Raw genomic sequence first — 19,357 nt, forward strand, 5'->3', positions numbered from 1 at the left:
ATTATATTTCGATAAATTTTTGTAAAAAACCTAAACGGTCTTTGAAGAGGTCTGTTTTCTCATCAGAATAATATTTTTCTACGATTCTGTAATCATAACGGTCAAAAGTAGCGTCGATAGAAGCTAAATTTTCGTTGCTGATTTTGATGGTGATGTGAATAAATTCGTCTGACATGAAACTGATAAATCCGCCGTAGAACTTAGAATTGTTGCTCTCGACGATGTTAGCAATCTCTGTCATAGAGTATTTTCTTGCCGGAGTTTCTACCGTAAGTATCGCACCGGTTTCCGAAAACAGAGGATATTTAGAAAAGTTTTGAAACACGTCATCACAACAGATGTATCCCAAATATTTTTCGCTCTTATTAATCACAGGAATCACGTTGGCATTGAAGGTATAAAACAATCGGATGCTATCCATGATATTATTATCCTCCAAAATTGCAAATCGCTCGATCTGATGTTCGAGGTTTTTCAAAGTTCCTTCTTCTTCATAAAGAAAGTCTTTGGCAATTGCTCCGTAAAAGTGGTGTGATTTTTTGATAAAAATATGCGTATATCCAAATGCTTCTAGGGTTTCTCTAGCTGATTCGATGGAGTCAGTCAGATGAAAACACGGAAAATCTTTTGAGATATAGTCCTTGATAAACATTGTGCTAATTTATAAAATTTTAAACGAAACCTTCTTGCTTTATTGCAGTTTTTTTTATTAAAAATAAAAAATGCGAAAAATTATTTTGTTGGTAAAAGATAAAAAAGTATCTTTGTCGCCTTTCATTTTTACTTTTTATTAGATTTATTTCAAACTGCACTGTCTTTTTAGACAGCCGCAGTTTTTTATTTTTAGGGTATTTGCAGATTTTAAAAACTATTTTTTCGTTGCAACGTCTAACTTAAACGCAAAGTTCGCAAAGATCTTTTTGACTACAAAATGTTTTTAAGATAAACAAAGGCGTTCCACTTAGCAAAGACTTTAAGGACTTAATTTTAAAAATAAATATTATTTAATTCCTAAAGCTTTTGCAAACTCCCACATCACAATTCCGCCACAAACACTGACATTTAAAGAGTGTTTTGTTCCGAGTTGTGGAATTTCAATAAAAGAGTCAATATTCTGCAATGCTTCATCACTGATTCCTTCTACTTCATTGCCTAAAATGATAGCATATTTTTTTGAATTGTCAATTTTAAAGTCTGTAATCATCGTGCTGTTGGTCGTTTGCTCGATTCCTACAACGTCGAACCCCTGACTTTTTAAATCATCAATTGTGATATTAATATCAGCTTCATATGACCAATCTACACTTTCAGTTGCTCCCAAAGCTGCTTTGTGAATCTCTCGGTGAGGCGGTTGAGGAGTGATTCCACATAAAATAATTTTCTCAACCAAAAATGCATCTGCCGTTCTGAAAGTTGCACCCACATTGTGCATACTTCTTATATTGTCCAAAACAACAACCAACGGAATTTTTTCTACTTTTTTAAAAGTTTCTACATCAATTCTGTTGAGTTCTTCCAGTTTTAATTTATTTACCAAAATAATTTATTTATTTCTTATTACAATTTACGAATTCTTAGACATCAACGGATTCTTAATTTTATTATTTTCTTACCTTAAATTTTCTAAACCGGAATAAACCTGTTTATTCCTTATTACTGTAAAGAAATTAATTATGAACTACAATTCACTTAAAAGCTTAATTTTCTTAATGTTTAAAATCTAATTAATTTTTCCCACCCATTATCTGATGTACATTTCTCTCAATATTCTGAGCGATCGTCTCCATCGGAATATCGTTTTCATCATTATTAAAAGGATCTTCGATTTCTTCAGCAATCAATTCCAGACTCATCAAAACGTAATATACAAAAACCGTCAGCGGAATCATAAATAATCCGAGACTGATCACGTAAGCAATCGGAAGTGCTACAACGTACAAAATGATAAACTTTTTTATAAATGATGAATAGGAGTACGGAATCGGAGTGTTTTTTATTCTTTCACAACCGCCACATACATCCAGAAAACCCGTCAGCTGCGTGTCCAAATAAAGCATTTCAACATCAGAGATTTTCCCTTCTTTTTTTAACTGATATAATTTATGGGTCAAAAGAATCACCAAATCAGTCGGGCCGTGATTTTTAAGTGATTTTTCAATTTCAGAATAATCTTCATCCAACGCCAATCTCGTAGATTCCTCAGAGAGATGTTTGGCTAAAAAATGTGGAAAATATTTAAGATATCGCGAAATCTGATCGGCCGATTTTCTGTCGTCAGCCAAAATAATATTAATCTTTACGGCAAAATTTCTTGTATCATTCACCAATTTTCCCCAAAGTTTTCTTCCTTCCCACCATCTATCGTAAGCTGTATTGGTTCTGAAAACCAGCAGCAAAGACAAAACAAATCCCAATAAAGAATGAATCAATCCTACATTACTTATTTTAGATTTTGCTGTCAAATGCAGATATTCAACTTCCAGATACTGAATTCCGTACGAATAAATAGCCATCAAAATCATCGTAGGAAACAGGATTTTCATGGTGTCGCTTTTATGCAAGCTGACCAGGATTTTCAGGAAATTTTTGGTATTGTAAACTCTCATGGTTGATGTGCTTTTTGCAAAGATAAATTTTTATAAACTTCAAAAAAAACACTAATTTTATTTCGCATTAAATTTATAAACCCATGATTCTCGAAAACGTAGATGTTGTCAATGATATCAGTAAGGAAGATTTTCAGGAAAATTATTTCAAAAAACAAAAGCCGCTTCTGATAAAAAACTACGCAAGCCGATGGGATGCCTTCGACAAATGGAATTTTGATTTTATCAAAGAAAAAGCTGGCGAACAGGAAGTTCCACTTTATGACAATAAACCTGCGGATTCTAAAAAAAGTTCGGATGCACCCGTTGCAAAGATGAAAATGAAAGATTACATCAACACGATAAAATCTAAACCTTCTGATTTGAGAATTTTCTTTTATATTATCACCGACCGTTTGCCTGAACTACTCAAAAATTTTAATTATCCGGATTTGGGAATTAAGTTTTTCAAAAGACTTCCGACATTGTTTTTTGGAGGGAGTGAGGCACATGTTCTGATGCATTATGATGTAGATTTGGGTGATTTTATGCACTTTCATTTTGAAGGAAAAAAAAGAATTTTACTGTTTGACCAGAAACAGTCGAAGTTTTTATATAAAGTTCCGCTGTCGGTTCACACGGTTTATGATATCGATTATGAAAATCCGGATTACGAGAAATTTCCGGCTTTGAAATACGCAAAAGGTATTGAGATCTTCATGGAACACGGCGATGCACTTTTTATTCCCGGAGCTTTTTGGCATTTCAACAGATATTTGGAACCGGGTTTTTCAATGTCATTGAGAGCTTTACCGAATAAACCGAAAATTTTTGCGAATATGCTGTATCATGTTTTCGTGATGAGATATACTGATAAACTAATGCGAAAATTATTTAAAGCCAAATGGGTGGATTATAAACAGAAGTGGGCATACGAGAAAGCGACTGAAGCGTTGGAAAAGCATTTAAGTAAAAAAAAGAAGGTTTGAAATATTGTCTCTAGCTATCACAAAAAGAATGGATTACAAATTTACTTTTAAGAAACACCTTTTGATTGTTGGAAAAATAGAGGAAGAAAGACATAAAACACTATCCAAAATTCTTGAAAATAATAATCTTGAACTTATTAGATTTCCTAAATCGATGAACTTTCAATTTGATTATCTAAATGTAGTGCAAGCTAAAAAACTTTTCTCGCCGTTTTACGAAACAAAAGGAAAATATAATAATAACCAAATTTTTGATTTTCACATTGATTGGATTGCAGAAAACAACTGCCTTTTTGTTTTTGAAGAATTTCAGCTTGTTGATGATAAATTTACTTAGAAATAATGCGAATTATGATTAATAATTTGGAAGCCAACCGTCAATCAGCAACTAAAGTAATAATGACTTTAGAAGATGAAGCTTGGTTGATGAATAGTCTTACCGAAATTGTAAATGAAACTGAATATAAAACAAAAGATCAGGTAATACAAAGCAATTTACAAATTATTGCATTATGAAATTTTTTTTAAAATTTTTGTACATCAGTAAACCTTCGGGATACTAACAAATAAGCATTTCCCTCCTTCTTTTTTATTTCCTATTTTTACCATCCCAATTTTAAGTAAATCTCAATGGCAAAGGCGACGAAGAAAGAGACCCCGTTAATGACGCAGTACAACACCATCAAGGCCAAATATCCTGATGCGCTTTTGCTTTTCAGAGTGGGTGATTTTTACGAAACTTTCGGACAGGATGCCGTGAGAACTTCTCAAATTTTAGGAATTGTTTTGACGAAAAGAGCCAACGGCGACGGTCATATCGAATTGGCCGGTTTTCCGCATCATTCGGTGGATTCTTATTTGCCTAAATTGGTCAGAGCAGGAATTCGCGTGGCAATCTGCGACCAATTGGAAGATCCGAAAACCGTAAAAGGAATTGTGAAACGTGGCGTAACAGAATTGGTAACGCCCGGAGTGACGTTTAACGATCAGGTTCTGACTTCAAAAAAGAATAATTTCCTGCTTTCTCTTCACAAAGAAAAAGAAAAATACGGAATCGCTTTGGTCGATGTTTCCACCGGAGAGTTTTTGGTGAGTGAAGGAAATTTAGATAAGATTTTACACATCATCAATACATTTGATCCGAGTGAAATCATTTATCAACGAAGCGTACAGATTCCTGAACAATTAAAAAACAGAAATGTTTTTAAATTAGAAGATTGGGCATATCAATATAATTTTGCTTACGAAAAACTTACGAATCAATTCAGAACCAATTCGTTAAAAGGTTTTGGAGTTGAAAGTCTGCCGTTAGCAATCACAGCTGCAGGAGCGATTTTCGCTTATCTGGTTGAAGATACGCATCATAAATTACTGGCGCACATTACCAAAATTCAGATTATTCCGCAGGAAGATTATCTGATGATGGATCATTTTACGCTGAGAAATCTGGAAATCGTTTATCCAAGCAATCCGAAAGGAAAATCTTTGCTGGATATTATTGATAAAACTTCCACACCAATGGGCGGGAGATTATTGAGAAGAAGAATTATTCTGCCTTTAAAATCTGTTGAAGAAATTGGCCGTCGACTTTCGTTGATTGATTTTTTAAACGAAAATGATCAACTGAAATATGAAATTTCAGAATTATTAAAAGCGATCTCAGATTTAGACCGCTTGATGGGAAAACTGGCAGCAGAAAAGATCTGCCCAAAAGAGATGGGCTACCTGCGTCAGAGTTTAATTAATATCCAGAAAATCAAAGGATTGCTTCATCCTCACGCAGATGTTTTGGCTTGGTTGGAACCTTTAAATTCTCTGGATGAATTGATTCAATTGCTTGAAAATTATCTGAATGAAGAACTTCCTGTAAATCTCGCCAAAGGAAATGTAATTAAACAAAATATTTCCGAAGAACTGGACCATTTAAGAGGTTTACAGAATAAAGGACGAGGTTTTCTGGATGAAATGTGTCACCGCGAAGTAGAGCGAACAGGAATTACTAGCCTAAAAATTGATTTTAATAATGTTTTCGGATATTTTATTGAAGTTAGAAATACGCATAAAGACAAGGTTCCAAGTGAATGGATCCGAAAGCAAACGCTTGTTAACGCTGAAAGATACATTACAGAAGAACTGAAAGAATACGAAAGTCAGATTCTTGGTGCTGAAGAAAAAATCAGTGTTTTGGAAAATCAACTGTACCGAAAAGTCTGTTCGGATACGATGATTTATATGGATAGAATTCAGGAAAATTCAAATATTATTGCCCAACTTGATGTGGCGGTTGGTCTCTCGGAACTTGCGGTTTCTGAAAGTTATACCAAACCTGTTTTAAACAATAGTTTTGCCATCGATTTAAAAGAAGCGAGGCATCCGATCATTGAAAATGCGCTTCCTTTAGGCGAAAAATACATTCCGAATGACATCTTTTTAGATAAAGATTCTCAGCAGATTATTATGGTGACCGGTCCCAACATGGCGGGTAAATCTGCAATTCTCCGTCAGACCGCAATCGTTTGTCTAATGGCACAAATCGGGAGTTTTGTTCCGGCGAAATATGCGGAGATCGGAGTTTTAGATAAAATTTTTACAAGAGTTGGAGCCAGTGATAATATTTCTGCCGGAGAGTCAACTTTTATGGTGGAAATGAATGAAGCAGCTTATATTTTAAATAATATTTCAGACCGCAGTTTGATTTTATTAGACGAAATCGGTCGTGGAACTTCAACGTATGATGGTGTTTCCATTGCGTGGGCGATTGCCGAATATCTACATCAACATCCAACTCAGGCAAAGACTTTATTTGCAACGCATTATCACGAGCTGAATGAAATGACCGTGAATTTTGACCGTATTAAAAACTTCCACGTTTCGATTCAGGAAAATAAAGGAAATATCATCTTTTTAAGAAAACTGATTCCTGGTGGAAGTGAGCACAGTTTCGGTATTCACGTGGCGAAACTCGCAGGAATGCCTTCAAAAGTTGTCAACAGAGCCAACGATATTTTGAAAACTCTGGAAGCCAGCCGTTCTCAAAGCAGTTCTTCCGAAAGTATCAAAAGAGTGACCGAGGAAAATATGCAGCTTTCTTTTTTCCAGTTGGATGATCCGGTTTTGGAAAACATCAGAGAAGAATTAACGAAAATTGATATTAACACACTTACGCCGATTGAAGCTTTAATGAAACTGAATTCCATTAAAAAGATGATTGGAAAGTAATTAAAATTCTTTACTCGTCAAAGGAAAATACATTAAATAACGAACAGGTTCTCCATTAATAGTAGCCGGTTTCCAGCGGGCAAAAATTCTTCGCAGACCAACCTCAGCCGCTTCGACATGTTTTTTGTTGGTGCCAACTGCTGTTACATTTCTTACATAGCCATTTTTTTCGACGATAAAATATAATCGGGTGTCTACTTTTTCTTTGATCTTTACATCTAAAGTTTCGATACTTTCAAAATATTTTCTTTTAAAAACTTTCAGTCCGCCAGGAAATTCGGGTGCAGTGTCAGCCTTTGTCACAACATCTTTCAAATTCATTTTTGTCTTTATAAAAGAATAATCCGGGTAAGGTGATGTGCTTTTCTGAACTGTCGTTTTAGTTCCCGAAGTTTGACAATACAGGAATGGAGTGAAAAATAAGCCAAGTAATAAAACTGCTTTTTTCATGGAAATTTATTTTAATAATACTGATACTGAAAAAGATTTCAGTTGTATACTTAATTTTGTAATTCAGCAAAAAAGATACCATAATCATCTAAATTTCGTTAAAAAATTTCTTTATTTAACTGAATGATACAAATGATAGTGCATTAAAACGCTTCTGGTACTCAATCAAATCAAAAATCATCTTGAATATTTAAAGAAAATTCAGATATTGGTAAAACTTTAATCTGATCTTCTTTTAAAGATAGAAGATCGACGAGAAAGCCAAAAATTAATCACGATGAAATTTAAATTTAACCTGAAATATCTACTGTTAACGATCTTTATTTTCCTTGTTGAAGTTTTTATTGCAACGGTTTTAAAAGATCAATTCTTCATCCGAGCTTATTTGGGAGATGTTATTGTTGTAATGTTGCTGTATACTTTCGTAAAAAGTTTTTTGACGGTAAACAATACACAATTGATTGTTGGGATTTTTGTGTTTTCCTGTGTGATAGAATTCGCACAATTTTTCAATATTGCCGAAAAATTAGGCTTCCAACGAGGAAGCCTAATGTTTATTGTGATCGTAAATTCTTTTTCGTGGATTGATATTATATGTTACGCAGTTGGATGTTTTCTTCTTTTTATTTTTACGAATTTAAAATTTAATTAGAGAAAATAATCTGCATAACTTCAGAATTTTAAAGAATTTATCTTCCAAAAGAGTCATATTTGTCTTCAGCATATTTGATGAAACGATTCAGCAAAGCCACATTTTCTTTTTCCATTGTAGAAAGTTCGCTATCTACATTATTAGAAACCGGAATGTACCAATCGGTCTGCTCAAAAAAGTTTCTGTAGGTTTGTTTTTTAAAAGAATATCCGTGTCTTGCAAAAACAGAATTTTTGATGATTTCCATATCCAGTTTTCGCAGGTTTTTCAAATCTTTTTCGGTTAATTTCTGTTTTGACGCATTGATCTTAAAAACGGCATCAGAAGCGACTCTGTTTTTAGATTGTGTGTAAGTTTCTGTTTTACCTGTTTCTTCGTCGGTATATTTTTCTTTAAAATCTTTTGGATTTTCCCAGTCAATTAATTCAGAATTTTCATCGACCATAAAATTGGGATTATAAACGAACTCTTTTTTAATCAGCTTTAAATTTTTCGTAGCAGCTTTTACAGCAGATTTATTAAAAGCAGTCCATTTTCCGGTGAGACTGTCGTTGTTTAATTTGATTTCAAATCTTCCGTCAGTCTTGTCATTTCCGGGTTCATCAAGCGTAAAAGAATTTGAATTCTGATTAAAAATTCCGCGGAAAGGTCTCTGATTTCCGTTTACAATGCTTTGTCCGTAGACGCTGTCTTTGGTTATTCTGTTGATTTTCAGAGAAAGTCTTTTGGTGTTGATGCCTTCATAATCTTCATCTACTTCGCTGTCGTGCATCATTTCTTTTCCCGAAAATTCACCGGTATAAATTCCGTAAAATTCTTTATGAACCTCAGGAATGACGACGGAATCTTTTTTTGAAGTTAAACTATCTTTAGACTTTTCTTCTGTTGTAGCGTCTTTTTTACAGCTTGTCAAACCAACTGTAAACAGAGCAATTAAAGTAAATTTTAAAATTTTCATATTGATTAAATGTGCTTTTTTGTGATTAAATATTCTATTAAAATAATATTGGGAATCCAACCCAACCAAGCGATGATCTGATAAACATCCATCGGATTCGGGTGGAATAAATATACGATAAAAACTTTCCACATTCTCAAAGTGATTGCAGAAACTGTGAGTGCAAAACTTCGCCACATCCATTGTTTATGTTTATTAAATTTTTTCTGTCGTGCAAATTGGTAAGCTTTAAAAGTAGAAAGCCACCATACACAGCCTAAAATGACAAAAGAAATTTTTGAGAGAATATTTCCATTTGCAAATACTCCCATGTAAATTCCTGACGGCGCGGCCAGAAATAGAATGAGAAAAATATAAATTTTCCCTAAGCTTTTGTGAAAGTTTTTGATACCAAAATCTTTTCGTAGAATAGCTAAAAACCCGGCCAATAAAACAAAAATACTTGTGTAAACGTGAGTATAAAAAAAGTAAAGATATTCTGGTCTTTCAGCAACTTCTGTCTGTTTGATCATTAAAAAACTGACGTTAGTGTCTAAAGGAATGTATTCTAAGGTGATCTTCAGCATTAACCAAAAGAAATATGCAAACCCGATAATAAGAAGGATTTTAATTGTGTTCGAAATATTTTTATTAATGGAAAGCATTTTATAATTTGGTTAAAAATCTGCAGTCAGTTTATCATTCTGACGAAAGAAGAATCTAAGCAATTATATTAGAGATTCTTCATTTCATTTTGTTTCATTCAGAATGACAGACTCTGTACTTAAGTCTATTTCAAATTCAAATCCTGCGCAATCAGCCAAGCCTCACTCCAGCAAGCTTGAAAATTAAATCCGCCGGTCACCGCATCAATATTTAAAACTTCTCCGGCAACGTAAAAGTTAGGTAAAATTTTCGAGGACATATTTTTAAAATTAATTTCTTTTAAATCTACTCCTCCTGCGGTTACAAATTCATCTTTGAAAGTCGATTTTCCTGTTACCTGAAATTTCTTTTTGCATAAATTTTCTAAAATTGTCTGTATTTCCTTGCCTGAAATATTCGCAATCTGTTTATTTAAATCAACTTTTGAAACTTCCAGAATTCTTTGCCAAAAACGGTTTGTTACATCAAATATTTTACATGATCCAATCAACTTTTTAGGATTTGACTGTTTGAAATTCTGAAATATTTCTTCGGCATCATCAATATCTTTAGAAATGAAATTTACCTCAATCTCGAAATTGTATTTTACTTTCGCCAAATTAATCGCTTCCCAAGCCGAAATTTTCAGAATTGCCGGTCCGGAAAGTCCCCAATGAGTAATTAATAGCGGTCCGCTTTCTTCAGTTTTCAATTTCGGAATCGATGTTTCTGCCATTTCAAAACTTGTTCCTAAAAGATCTTTCAGCAAATCATCTTTAATATTAAATGTAAAAAGCGACGGAACCAAATCAATAATCTTATGGCCAAGATTTTCGATCATTTTCAAAGATTTCGGTGAACTTCCGGTTGCATAAACTACATAGTCTGCCGAAAAATCTCCTAAACTCGTTTTTACAATATATTTTTGATCCTGCTTTTCAACTTCTTTTACAGAACATTTGGTTTTTACTTCAACATTTTTCTGCTGAATTTCGTTCATAAAAGTGTTGATTATCGTTTGCGAAGAATTGCTTTCAGGGAAAACTCTGTTATCTTTTTCTGTCTTCAACGAAACTTTTCGTTTTTCAAACCATTCCATGGTATCTCCCGACTGAAACTTTGTAAAAATACTCAATAGCTCTTTATTGCCACGGGGATAAAACTGAACCAATTCTCTGGGATCAAAGCACGCATGTGTGACATTGCAACGCCCGCCTCCGGAAATTTTTACCTTCTGAAGTACGTCTGAATTTTGTTCCAGAATTGTAATTTTGTATTTCTTTTCGTCAAGATTTGCTGCACAGAAAAATCCTGCCGCACCGCCTCCGATAATAATAATTTGTTTCATAATTATGTAATCTTATGCCGAAGATTATTTTTACAAAACTACAATTTTTATAAACCATCTTATTTGAGTAATTTTGAAGATTATAATTTTTGAACTTTCAACCTAAAATTATAACTACAAATAGAAGATTACATGGAGTAAAAAGTCAAAAAAGCTTATGAAACACATTAGTTTATTTAAGTTCCTTTCAACAATTTATAGAAGAACACATTAGTTTTTAAAAAATCGTTGATTTTTGCTTATGTGGATCTTAAATTTATTTAGACTTTTAAAAACTTAAATATTTCTTTTGTGATTAAGTAACAAGTTCAATTTTAAAACTATTATTAAAAATGATTTTTCACCATACATTTGAAGTTCGCTGGAGTGATCTTGACGCGAATAAACATCTTGCCAATTCTTCTTACGTACAATACTGTGCACAAACAAGAATGGCTTTCATGAAGCAGGAAAAAATGGGTGTTACCCAAATGAGCCGCTGGGGAATTGGTCCGGTGATTATGCATGAAAGATTTTCTTTTTTTAAAGAAATATTTGCAGATCAGAAAGTCATCGTAAGCCTTGAAATCGACGGTTGCGCAGAAGATGCGTCAATTTATCGTTTTGTTCATAAATTTTATCTTCCTGATGGTTCACACTGTGCTACATCAGAAGCTACAGGTGTTTGGATTGACACGATGCTGAGAAAAATGACTTCTCCACCGGATGACGTTGTGGAAGCAATGAATAAATACAAAACATCTGAAACCACGCTCATGACAAGAGAAGATTTTATAAAACTTCCTTTCCGACCGGAAAATATTGATCCGGCGATTTTTAATAAATAAAGACTCAATGATAAACGATGATTAATTTTAGCCATCATTTATCAATGATCAACCATCAATAATAAAGATATGTTTGAAGATAAAGAACCGGAATTGACGCCGATCTCAAAATTAGGAGAATTCGGGCTTATTAAACACCTGACAGAATTTTTCCCACTTACCAACGAATCTTCGGAAGTTGGCGTAGGAGACGACGCTGCAGTAATTAATCCTGGAAACAAAAGAGTTGTTTTAACAACCGATGTTTTGGCAGAGGGAGTTCATTTTAATTTAGGCTATGTTCCATTGAAGCATTTAGGTTACAAAGCGGTTGTGGTAAATTTAAGTGATATTGCAGCGATGAATGCAACACCAACGCAAATTTTAGTGTCTTTGGCTGTTTCAAACCGTTTTCCGGTGGAAGCTTTAGAAGAATTATATTCCGGAATTCAGGCCGCTTGCGGCAGATATAAAGTTGATCTAATTGGCGGAGATACAACGAGTTCCAACGCAGGTTTGGTGATGAGCATTACCGCAGTGGGAATTGAAGACCAAGAAAATCTTGTAAAAAGAAATGGTGCAAAACCAAATGATTTGCTAGTTGTTTCAGGAGATTTGGGCGGTGCTTATATGGGACTTCAGATTTTGGAAAGGGAACACGCTGTTTTCTTAGCTGATCCCAATATGCAACCAGAAATGCAAGGTTTCGACTATATTTTGGAAAGGCAATTGAAGCCGGAAGCAAGAACAGATGTAAAAGGAATTTTAGAGCATTTGGATATCAAACCAACTTCGATGATTGATATTTCAGACGGTTTGGCTTCGGAAATTCTGCATCTTTCTGACCAGTCTAAAGTTGGTTTCAGATTGTACGAAGAGAAAATTCCGATGGATAATCTGACGATTACAACGGCGGACGATTTGAATTTAAATCCTGTCATGACGGCATTAAGCGGTGGTGAAGATTACGAATTACTGTTCACTATTTCTCCGAATGATTTTGATAAAATGAAAAATCACCCAGATTTTACGATTATCGGTCATGCCGTTGAAAAAGAAGAAGGGAATTTTATGGTTGCAAGAGGTTCTAACCAGTTGGTTGCTTTGACGGCACAAGGTTGGGATGCTTTTTTAGGAAATCAACAGAATGATTAAAATTTAATTTTAAATATTGTGAAGCCACTGCATTTTTTGTAGTGGTTTTTTGTTTAATTTTAAATTGCAGAAAAACGATTTATGAAAAATTGGATCAGATTTCCTATCTTAATTTGTTTATTTATTGTAATGATCATTTATAGTAATAAAATTGAAGCAGAAAATACTGAAAAAAGAGACCGCGTTTTAAATAATGACGTCCAATTTAAAGGTTATGTAGTTGATTTTAGAACTTCAAACAATCATGCTTTTGGGCTTATCAGATTAAAATTAACAGAAAGTTCTGTAAACACATTTAATGATAGTCTTACAACAGGTATTTATCCATACAGAATTAATGGCGATATTGCAGAAATATACACTACAATATCAGATGGTCTTGACTATAATGATACTATAAGCGTGAATTCAAAATCTCATGAAATTGAATTTAATGAAACAAAAAATCATAAAAAGTTTGTTTCTGAGCTATATGTAATCGAAGACTTTGACAATATAAAATTTGTAAAGAAGAAAACTGAATTTCAATAAAAAAATCCAGCTCATTTTTTGAGCTGGATTCAATTTTATATGAAAAACTATTAAGCTTTCACAATATTCACAATCACTTCCAAAGCCTTTTCCATACTTTCCAAAGCAACATATTCGTAAGGTCCATGGAAGTTCATTCCGCCGGCAAAAATATTCGGACAAGGTAATCCCATATAAGACAATTGCGCTCCGTCTGTTCCGCCTCTGATGGCTTTGATTTTTGGCTCTATTCCTGCTTGTTTCATGGCTTTTGCAGCAAGATCAATGATGTGCATTTTGCCTTCAAACTGCTGTTTCATGTTGCGGTATTGTTCTTTAATCTCCACTTCAGCGGTTTTTTCTCCGTGTTTTTGATTAAATTCAGCTACTTTTTCTTCCATGAATTTTTTTCGTGCCTCAAATTTCTCTTCGTCATGATCACGGATAATGTATTGAAGTTTAGCCTCAGAAATATCAGCAGTAATATCCATTAAATGATAAAATCCGTCAAAACCTTTTGTGGTAGAGGGGGTTTCGTTAGCTGGTAAAGACTGAATAAATTCTGCAGCCAGAAGACTTGCATTCACCATTTTTCCGAAAGCATAACCGGGATGTACACTCAATCCGTGGATTTTTACCACGGCTCCTGCTGCGTTGAAGTTTTCGTATTCCAATTCACCGACTTCACTTCCGTCCATTGTGTAAGCGAATTCAGCCCCGAATTTAGCAACGTCAAATTTGTGCGCACCTCTTCCGATTTCTTCATCCGGAGTGAAACCAAGTGCCATTCTTCCGTGTTTGATTTCAGGATGAGCAATTAAGTATTCTGCTGCGGTTACAATTTCGGCACAACCGGATTTATCATCAGCTCCGAGAAGGGTATTTCCGTCAGTTGTAATTAAGGTCTGACCGATATGTTTTTTTAAGCTTTCAAATTTTGAAGGAGAAAGTGTAAAGTTTGTTTCTTTATTTAAAATTAAATCTTCTCCCTGATAATTTTCCCAAACCTGAGGTTTTACATTTTCACCGCTGAAATCCGGCGAAGTGTCGTAATGAGAAATAAATCCGATTGTTGGCTGACTGTCGTTTTCCAGATTTGACGGAACGTAAGCCATGATGTAACCGTGTTCATCGATCGAGACATCTTCCAGACCAATCGTTTTCAGCTCTTCCACAATATAATTGGCAATGTCCCACTGTCTTTCTGTAGAAGGTGTCGACTCGCTCTCTGCGTCACTTGTTGAATATATTTTTACATAGCTGAGAAAGCGGTTCAGTAATTTTTCTCTCCACATTTCGTTGAATTCAATTGTACTCATTAGATGTATAAAATTTTAACAAAGTTAGCAAATTTGATGCTGTGAATAGGTTTTTTGTAATTGAATATGAGGTATTGAATTTATAAATCAAATATAAATTATTGGTTATCAAAAGAATCTTAGCTTTGTTTTGTACAAAGAACTAATTGTTTTAGTTTTATTATATTTGAGAAAATCAAAAGTGAAAATGTTTCTTACAGAATGTCCTAGAGATGCCATGCAAGGTTGGGGAGAATTTATCCCGACTGCCAAAAAAATCGATTATATCAATTCGCTCATGGATGTGGGATTTGATGTTTTAGATTGCCTGAGTTTTGTTTCTCCAAAAGCAATTCCTCAAATGGCTGATTCTGCTGAGGTTGCAGAGAATATCGATAAATCTTTATCAAACACCAAAGTTTCCGCAATCATCGGCAATTATAGAGGAGCCGAGAAAGCGCTAAAGCATCAGTCAGTAGATATTTTAGGTTTTCCATTCTCGATTTCTGAAACTTTTCAGCACAGAAATACCAATAAAAATCAGGAAGAAGCCTTCAGCGATGTCGTAAAAATGCTTGAGCTGACGAAAAGTGAAGGTAAAGAATTAAACATTTACTTCTCGATGGCATTTGGAAATCCGTACGGTGAATTTTGGAAATGGGAAGATGTAGATTTTTGGGCCAACCGTTTTTCTGAAATAGGAATTAAAAACATTTTATTGTCTGATACTACGGGAGTTGCAACGACGGAAACGATTTCTGTTTTATTTGAAAAAATTCCTGCAAAATATCCGAGTATTGATTTCGGAGCGCATTTTCATAACCGATATGAAGAGTCTTATTCTAAATTAAAAATTGCTTATGATAAAGGCTGCCGTAGATTTGATTCTGCCATCAAAGGAATTGGTGGTTGCCCGATGGCAAAAGATGATTTGGTAGGAAATATGCCGACCGAACAGGTAATCAATTTTATGAGTGTAGAAAAAGCGGAACATAAACTAAATTTACTGAACTTCGAAAGTTCGTATAATAAGGCGAAAGATATTTTTCATTTTTAAAATTAGAATTTATTTACGAATTACTACGCTTATATAATTAATAGATTTTATACAAATGGATAAGGATTTACAAAAACAGATTGAGTTGCATTCTGCTGGCGCAATTGTGAGGCATCAATCTACATTTGAGAAATTAATATCACATAAAAATAAGTCAGAATTAAGTAGTGATTTTGTTGAAAAGTGGGTGAATCCTTTTTACATGTCAATTGGACACTATTCTGATGAAAGTTGGATAGAAAACGTAATTAATATTTCAAATGAAATTACAGAGGAAATCACTTTAAATTTACTTGGTGATTTTAATTGGAGAACAAGGCTTGTTGGAGCATATTTTTCTGCGGTTAAAAATTATCAGAATCAAATAGACATTATTGGTACACATTTTCTAAAAAGTGAAGTATGTTGCGTTGGACACATTTATTCACTAATTTTGGCCTTTTACAATAGCGAAAAAACAAATGAATATTTACATTCATATCTAAAATATTATGTGAAGAAACCAGAATTGTATTTTGACCAAGAGGCTGTCTTAGAATCTATAGTTTATCTAGATAAAATAAATGGAACAAATTTTTATTCTGAATATAGTCAAAGCTGGGAAGATTTAAATATAAGAAGAAATAAGATTAAAATTGATGGTGCTTTTGAAATTTCAAAGTTTATTGAAAAAGAGCAAGGGAAAAACGAAGCAGACAAGTATTTAAATGTAATTCTATCAAGTAATAATTCTTATAAAAAACAATTTAAAACTGATTTTATCGAAAAACAAATTGAAATTCTTAAAGACTTACAATCTCTGTGTAGCAATTAAAAATAATTAAAATTATGACATCAAAAATAACATACCTCGGCGCACTAAGATGTTCAGCAGAACATTTACAGTCAGGAACCATCATCGAAACTGATGCGCCAACCGACAACCACGGTAAAGGTGAGAAGTTTTCACCAACCGATCTTTGTGCAACTTCTTTGGCAGAATGTGCGCTGACAACCATCGCTATTTTGGGAAAAGACAAAAAGATCAATATCGACGGAGCTTACTGTACACTTCAGAAAATTATGAAGACAGAGCCAAGAAGAATTGGTGAAATTGTCTGCAATTTTGTTTTTTCAGATAGCTATTCAGATAAAGAAAAAGTTTTTATAGAAGAAACGGCACACAATTGTCCGGTTGCGAAAAGCCTTCATCCGGAATTAGTACAGACCATGATTTTCATTTATCAATAAGTACAGCCGCAGAAATTTCTGCGGTTTTTTCTTTGTAGATTTTGAATCATAAAAAATTATTATTAAATTTTAAATCATCATTCAAAAAATGTCTCCAATCATTTTTGTTGCCGAATTAAAAAGTCTTAATGCTGAAAAGTTAATCATTCTTGATGCGCGAGCCGGAAAAGATGCTTATCAAAATCATCTAAATAAACACATCAAAGGAGCAAGGTTTGTAGATTTAGACAAAGATTTAGCAGAAATTGGCGTAGATGCCGCTTTTGGAGGAAGACATCCGCTTCCAAGTATTGAAAAGTTTGGTAAAACAATTTCCTTTTTAGGTATTTCAGAAAATTCTCATATTGTTATTTATGATGATAAAAACGGAGCCAATGCCGCAGTAAGAGCTTGGTGGATGATGAAAGCTTTTGGAATTAAAAATGTGCAGGTTTTAAATGGTGGTTTTCAGGAAGCAGAAAAAGAAGGACTAGAATTTTCATCGGGCGAAGAAAGTTTTGATAAAACTGAAATCATTAACAGAAGAGCATGGCTTCTTCCAATTTCTAAGTTGGAAGATGTTGAAAATGAATTGATAAAAGATTCTGTAACGGTGATCGACGTACGAGATTCTTATCGATATAAAGGAGAGTCTGAGCCAATTGATTTAGTTGCGGGACATATTCCGGGAGCAATCAATATTCCCTTCTACGAAAATTTAGATGAGAATGGATATTTCCTCAAACCTGAAATTTTAAAAGATAAATATTTAAAATTACTACAAAACAAATCTAAAAGATTAATCATTCACTGTGGTTCCGGAGTTACTGCGTGTCATACAATTCTGGCTCTTGATTATGCCGGTTTTGAAATTCCGAATCTGTATGTGGGTTCGTGGAGCGAATGGAGCAGAAGAGAAGGAAAAGAAATTGCGAAAGATTTTTAAATACAGGTAATACTGTAATCTTAAGATGAAATCAAACTTAATATTCTTATCAATTTAATGAACTTAATGGTTCAAAATTAATTTTAAACAAAAAAAAGCTGCCAAAAATTTGACAGCCTCATTTATTTTAAAAGGAAATTTTAGAGCATTCCCAGCTCAAATTTTGCCTCTTCACTCATCATATCTTTGTTCCAGGTTGGTTCAAAAGTAAGCTCAAGATCTACTTCCTTCACATTTTCCACCTGTTTCACTTTGTCTTTTACCTCTTGTGGAAGACTTTCCGCAACGGGACAATTCGGACTCGTTAACGTCATGACGATTTTCACATCGGCTTCTTCCGAAATCTGAACGTCATAAATCAATCCTAATTCGTAAATATCCACAGGGATTTCTGGGTCGTAAACGGTTTTCAGTACTCTTATAATTTCTTCACCAATGTCGGCGATTTGATCGTCTGTAAAGTTCATTTGTTAATCTAAATTGATATTTCTCTGCAATAAATCTTCCTGACGCATACGTCGGAAAATGTTTGCCAAAGTTAAGACATCTTTTTCACAATAGTCAACTATTCGCTGCAAGTCTTTTTCTATGTAGTAGATTGATGAAACCATTGAGCCGTCGATGTCGTCTTTCGGCGTTGGGATCCCGAAAACATGAGCCAATAATTCTAGAGAAATGAAACTTTTATAATCTCCGAATTTCCACAATTCCATTGTGTCGAGATGTGGGATTTCCCAAGGCTTCTTTCCGTACATTTGAAATGGTGTTGGAGGCTGCATTCCGTTAATCAGAAAACGTCTTGCAATCCACGGAAAGTCGAATTCTTTTCCATTGTGGGCACAGAGAATAACATCTCGAAGTCTAGGGCTGTTGAACAATTCACCAAATTCCTTCAAAATCTTCTTCTCATCATCGCCAGCGAAGCTTTTTATTCGTAAAGTTTCATTCTTTTCAAGCATTCCTATCGTGATGCAGATGATTTTTCCAAATTCTGCCATAATTCCGGCTCTTTCGTAGAAATCTTCTGGCGAAATTTCATCTTTTCGCTGAAATTTTGTTTTTTTATCCCAAAGTTTCTGTTCAGTTTCAGAGAGCTCTTCCCATGAACCAGAGTTCGGAACCGTCTCAATATCAAGGAATAAAACTTTTTCTAAAGAAATATTTTGTATCATTTGTATTTGAATTTTTTAATTAGTTATCCAACCTGCATTCCGTTTTTTGTGGGTAGAGAAGGTGATAAAATGATAACATCTTTTGGATCGTCACCATAAATGCCCAAGACGAGGCATTCGCTGAAAAAATTGGCGATTTGTTTTTTGGGAAAATTCACGACGGCTACAATTTGTTTTCCGATTAATTCTTCTTTTTTATAGAGCGTTGTAATCTGAGCAGATGATTTTTTAATTCCTAAATCTCCAAAATCAATTTCCAGCTGATAGAAAGGATTTTTTGCTTTTTCAAAATCATTCACGGAAATAATTGTTCCGGATCTGACGTCAATTTTTTCAAAATCAGTCCACGATATTTCTGGTTTTATGTTCATATTATTTC

Annotated in this window: 23 protein-coding genes; 12 read left to right on the plus strand and 11 right to left on the minus strand. The window is 34.0% G+C overall.

Annotated features, from left to right (window positions below):
* Position 1: 1 nt before the first annotated feature.
* The 3 genes from PGH12_RS12915 to PGH12_RS12925 all read right to left on the minus strand — a co-directional run bounded on the left by PGH12_RS12915 (position 2) and on the right by PGH12_RS12925 (position 2,606).
* Positions 2–652 carry a CBS domain-containing protein gene (locus PGH12_RS12915; protein WP_267596474.1) on the minus strand — a complete coding sequence of 217 codons (651 nt, stop codon included), beginning with the start codon at positions 650–652 and terminating at the stop codon, positions 2–4.
* Between the two features lie 348 nt (positions 653–1,000).
* Entirely contained in the window at positions 1,001–1,537 is a 537-nt protein-coding gene (locus tag PGH12_RS12920) for an RNA methyltransferase (protein WP_267596473.1), read from the minus strand.
* Between the two features lie 187 nt (positions 1,538–1,724).
* Positions 1,725–2,606: a bestrophin family protein gene (locus tag PGH12_RS12925; protein WP_267596472.1), complete on the minus strand. Its 882-nt coding sequence runs from the start codon at positions 2,604–2,606 to the stop codon at positions 1,725–1,727.
* Between the two features lie 83 nt (positions 2,607–2,689).
* Here PGH12_RS12925 and PGH12_RS12930 point away from each other — a divergent pair, with 83 nt between their 5' ends.
* The 4 genes from PGH12_RS12930 (at position 2,690) to mutS (ending at position 6,793) form a co-directional block, all read left to right on the plus strand.
* Positions 2,690–3,574, plus strand: coding sequence for a cupin-like domain-containing protein (locus PGH12_RS12930; protein ID WP_267596471.1), 885 nt, complete (start codon positions 2,690–2,692; stop codon positions 3,572–3,574).
* Between the two features lie 28 nt (positions 3,575–3,602).
* Positions 3,603–3,911, plus strand: coding sequence for a hypothetical protein (locus PGH12_RS12935; protein WP_267596470.1), 309 nt, complete (start codon positions 3,603–3,605; stop codon positions 3,909–3,911).
* A gap of 5 nt (positions 3,912–3,916) precedes the next feature.
* Complete coding sequence (locus tag PGH12_RS12940; protein ID WP_267596469.1) at positions 3,917–4,090, plus strand: hypothetical protein; 174 nt, start codon at positions 3,917–3,919, stop codon at positions 4,088–4,090.
* Between the two features lie 114 nt (positions 4,091–4,204).
* A complete protein-coding gene (mutS, locus tag PGH12_RS12945; RefSeq protein WP_267596468.1) occupies positions 4,205–6,793 on the plus strand; it encodes a DNA mismatch repair protein MutS in 2,589 nt (862 codons plus the stop codon).
* Here the strand turns inward: mutS and PGH12_RS12950 are convergent, their stop codons facing one another.
* Positions 6,794–7,243, minus strand: a complete 450-nt coding sequence (locus PGH12_RS12950) for an energy transducer TonB (protein ID WP_267596467.1) — start codon at positions 7,241–7,243, stop codon at positions 6,794–6,796. It abuts the gene before it with no gap.
* Positions 7,244–7,520: 277 nt separating this feature from the next.
* Between PGH12_RS12950 and PGH12_RS12955 the strand changes: the two genes are divergently transcribed.
* Positions 7,521–7,895, plus strand: a complete 375-nt coding sequence (locus PGH12_RS12955; RefSeq protein ID WP_267596466.1) for a ribosomal maturation YjgA family protein — start codon at positions 7,521–7,523, stop codon at positions 7,893–7,895.
* A 37-nt stretch (positions 7,896–7,932) separates the two neighbouring features.
* Here the strand turns inward: PGH12_RS12955 and PGH12_RS12960 are convergent, their stop codons facing one another.
* From PGH12_RS12960 to PGH12_RS12970, 3 genes are all read right to left on the minus strand, one after another.
* The gene (locus PGH12_RS12960; protein ID WP_267596465.1) at positions 7,933–8,853 is read right to left on the minus strand and encodes a YARHG domain-containing protein; all 921 of its coding nucleotides are present in this window, start codon (positions 8,851–8,853) and stop codon (positions 7,933–7,935) included.
* A gap of 5 nt (positions 8,854–8,858) precedes the next feature.
* Complete coding sequence (locus tag PGH12_RS12965; protein ID WP_267596464.1) at positions 8,859–9,497, minus strand: DUF2306 domain-containing protein; 639 nt, start codon at positions 9,495–9,497, stop codon at positions 8,859–8,861.
* 125 nt (positions 9,498–9,622) lie between these two features.
* Positions 9,623–10,825, minus strand: coding sequence for a BaiN/RdsA family NAD(P)/FAD-dependent oxidoreductase (locus PGH12_RS12970; protein WP_267596463.1), 1,203 nt, complete (start codon positions 10,823–10,825; stop codon positions 9,623–9,625).
* A gap of 332 nt (positions 10,826–11,157) precedes the next feature.
* Between PGH12_RS12970 and PGH12_RS12975 the strand changes: the two genes are divergently transcribed.
* From PGH12_RS12975 to PGH12_RS12985, 3 genes are all read left to right on the plus strand, one after another.
* Positions 11,158–11,652 carry an acyl-CoA thioesterase gene (locus PGH12_RS12975; protein WP_267596462.1) on the plus strand — a complete coding sequence of 165 codons (495 nt, stop codon included), beginning with the start codon at positions 11,158–11,160 and terminating at the stop codon, positions 11,650–11,652.
* A gap of 69 nt (positions 11,653–11,721) precedes the next feature.
* The gene (gene thiL, locus PGH12_RS12980; protein ID WP_267596461.1) at positions 11,722–12,786 is read left to right on the plus strand and encodes a thiamine-phosphate kinase; all 1,065 of its coding nucleotides are present in this window, start codon (positions 11,722–11,724) and stop codon (positions 12,784–12,786) included.
* Positions 12,787–12,867: 81 nt separating this feature from the next.
* Positions 12,868–13,317 carry a hypothetical protein gene (locus tag PGH12_RS12985; RefSeq protein WP_267596460.1) on the plus strand — a complete coding sequence of 150 codons (450 nt, stop codon included), beginning with the start codon at positions 12,868–12,870 and terminating at the stop codon, positions 13,315–13,317.
* Between the two features lie 50 nt (positions 13,318–13,367).
* On the opposite strand, the gene pepT is transcribed toward PGH12_RS12985, so the two are convergent.
* Entirely contained in the window at positions 13,368–14,615 is a 1,248-nt protein-coding gene (gene pepT / locus PGH12_RS12990) for a peptidase T (RefSeq protein WP_267596459.1), read from the minus strand.
* Positions 14,616–14,802: 187 nt separating this feature from the next.
* Between pepT and PGH12_RS12995 the strand changes: the two genes are divergently transcribed.
* From PGH12_RS12995 to PGH12_RS13010, 4 genes are all read left to right on the plus strand, one after another.
* Positions 14,803–15,651, plus strand: coding sequence for a hydroxymethylglutaryl-CoA lyase (locus PGH12_RS12995; protein ID WP_267596458.1), 849 nt, complete (start codon positions 14,803–14,805; stop codon positions 15,649–15,651).
* A 55-nt stretch (positions 15,652–15,706) separates the two neighbouring features.
* The gene (locus PGH12_RS13000; RefSeq protein ID WP_267596457.1) at positions 15,707–16,465 is read left to right on the plus strand and encodes a DUF6000 family protein; all 759 of its coding nucleotides are present in this window, start codon (positions 15,707–15,709) and stop codon (positions 16,463–16,465) included.
* 14 nt (positions 16,466–16,479) lie between these two features.
* The gene (locus PGH12_RS13005) at positions 16,480–16,881 is read left to right on the plus strand and encodes an OsmC family protein (protein ID WP_267596456.1); all 402 of its coding nucleotides are present in this window, start codon (positions 16,480–16,482) and stop codon (positions 16,879–16,881) included.
* Positions 16,882–16,969: 88 nt separating this feature from the next.
* Positions 16,970–17,806 (plus strand): sulfurtransferase, encoded by an 837-nt coding sequence (locus PGH12_RS13010; RefSeq protein ID WP_267596455.1) that lies wholly within the window; start codon positions 16,970–16,972, stop codon positions 17,804–17,806.
* Between the two features lie 140 nt (positions 17,807–17,946).
* On the opposite strand, the gene PGH12_RS13015 is transcribed toward PGH12_RS13010, so the two are convergent.
* Genes PGH12_RS13015 through PGH12_RS13025 form a run of 3 tightly spaced genes read right to left on the minus strand, consistent with a single transcriptional unit; the run spans position 17,947 to position 19,349 of the window.
* Entirely contained in the window at positions 17,947–18,273 is a 327-nt protein-coding gene (locus PGH12_RS13015) for an SUF system Fe-S cluster assembly protein (protein ID WP_267596454.1), read from the minus strand.
* A 3-nt stretch (positions 18,274–18,276) separates the two neighbouring features.
* Positions 18,277–18,978 (minus strand): 3'-5' exonuclease, encoded by a 702-nt coding sequence (locus PGH12_RS13020; protein WP_267596453.1) that lies wholly within the window; start codon positions 18,976–18,978, stop codon positions 18,277–18,279.
* Between the two features lie 23 nt (positions 18,979–19,001).
* Positions 19,002–19,349 carry a tRNA-binding protein gene (locus tag PGH12_RS13025; RefSeq protein ID WP_267596452.1) on the minus strand — a complete coding sequence of 116 codons (348 nt, stop codon included), beginning with the start codon at positions 19,347–19,349 and terminating at the stop codon, positions 19,002–19,004.
* Between the last annotated feature and the right edge of the window lie 8 nt (positions 19,350–19,357).

The organism is Chryseobacterium sp. CY350 (assembly GCF_027945075.1).
Lineage (GTDB): Bacteria > Bacteroidota > Bacteroidia > Flavobacteriales > Weeksellaceae > Chryseobacterium.

Coding starts and splice junctions, on each gene's coding strand:
- PGH12_RS12915 (WP_267596474.1), bottom strand. CDS start 652: ATGTTTATCAAGGACTATATCTCAAAAGATTTTCCGTGTTTTCATCTG.
- PGH12_RS12925 (WP_267596472.1), bottom strand. CDS start 2,606: ATGAGAGTTTACAATACCAAAAATTTCCTGAAAATCCTGGTCAGCTTG.
- PGH12_RS12930 (WP_267596471.1), top strand. CDS start 2,690: ATGATTCTCGAAAACGTAGATGTTGTCAATGATATCAGTAAGGAAGAT.
- PGH12_RS12935 (WP_267596470.1), top strand. CDS start 3,603: ATGGATTACAAATTTACTTTTAAGAAACACCTTTTGATTGTTGGAAAA.
- PGH12_RS12940 (WP_267596469.1), top strand. CDS start 3,917: ATGCGAATTATGATTAATAATTTGGAAGCCAACCGTCAATCAGCAACT.
- mutS (WP_267596468.1), top strand. CDS start 4,205: ATGGCAAAGGCGACGAAGAAAGAGACCCCGTTAATGACGCAGTACAAC.
- PGH12_RS12950 (WP_267596467.1), bottom strand. CDS start 7,243: ATGAAAAAAGCAGTTTTATTACTTGGCTTATTTTTCACTCCATTCCTG.
- PGH12_RS12955 (WP_267596466.1), top strand. CDS start 7,521: ATGAAATTTAAATTTAACCTGAAATATCTACTGTTAACGATCTTTATT.
- PGH12_RS12960 (WP_267596465.1), bottom strand. CDS start 8,853: ATGAAAATTTTAAAATTTACTTTAATTGCTCTGTTTACAGTTGGTTTG.
- PGH12_RS12965 (WP_267596464.1), bottom strand. CDS start 9,497: ATGCTTTCCATTAATAAAAATATTTCGAACACAATTAAAATCCTTCTT.
- PGH12_RS12970 (WP_267596463.1), bottom strand. CDS start 10,825: ATGAAACAAATTATTATTATCGGAGGCGGTGCGGCAGGATTTTTCTGT.
- PGH12_RS12975 (WP_267596462.1), top strand. CDS start 11,158: ATGATTTTTCACCATACATTTGAAGTTCGCTGGAGTGATCTTGACGCG.
- thiL (WP_267596461.1), top strand. CDS start 11,722: ATGTTTGAAGATAAAGAACCGGAATTGACGCCGATCTCAAAATTAGGA.
- PGH12_RS12985 (WP_267596460.1), top strand. CDS start 12,868: ATGAAAAATTGGATCAGATTTCCTATCTTAATTTGTTTATTTATTGTA.
- pepT (WP_267596459.1), bottom strand. CDS start 14,615: ATGAGTACAATTGAATTCAACGAAATGTGGAGAGAAAAATTACTGAAC.
- PGH12_RS12995 (WP_267596458.1), top strand. CDS start 14,803: ATGTTTCTTACAGAATGTCCTAGAGATGCCATGCAAGGTTGGGGAGAA.
- PGH12_RS13000 (WP_267596457.1), top strand. CDS start 15,707: ATGGATAAGGATTTACAAAAACAGATTGAGTTGCATTCTGCTGGCGCA.
- PGH12_RS13005 (WP_267596456.1), top strand. CDS start 16,480: ATGACATCAAAAATAACATACCTCGGCGCACTAAGATGTTCAGCAGAA.
- PGH12_RS13010 (WP_267596455.1), top strand. CDS start 16,970: ATGTCTCCAATCATTTTTGTTGCCGAATTAAAAAGTCTTAATGCTGAA.
- PGH12_RS13015 (WP_267596454.1), bottom strand. CDS start 18,273: ATGAACTTTACAGACGATCAAATCGCCGACATTGGTGAAGAAATTATA.
- PGH12_RS13020 (WP_267596453.1), bottom strand. CDS start 18,978: ATGATACAAAATATTTCTTTAGAAAAAGTTTTATTCCTTGATATTGAG.
- PGH12_RS13025 (WP_267596452.1), bottom strand. CDS start 19,349: ATGAACATAAAACCAGAAATATCGTGGACTGATTTTGAAAAAATTGAC.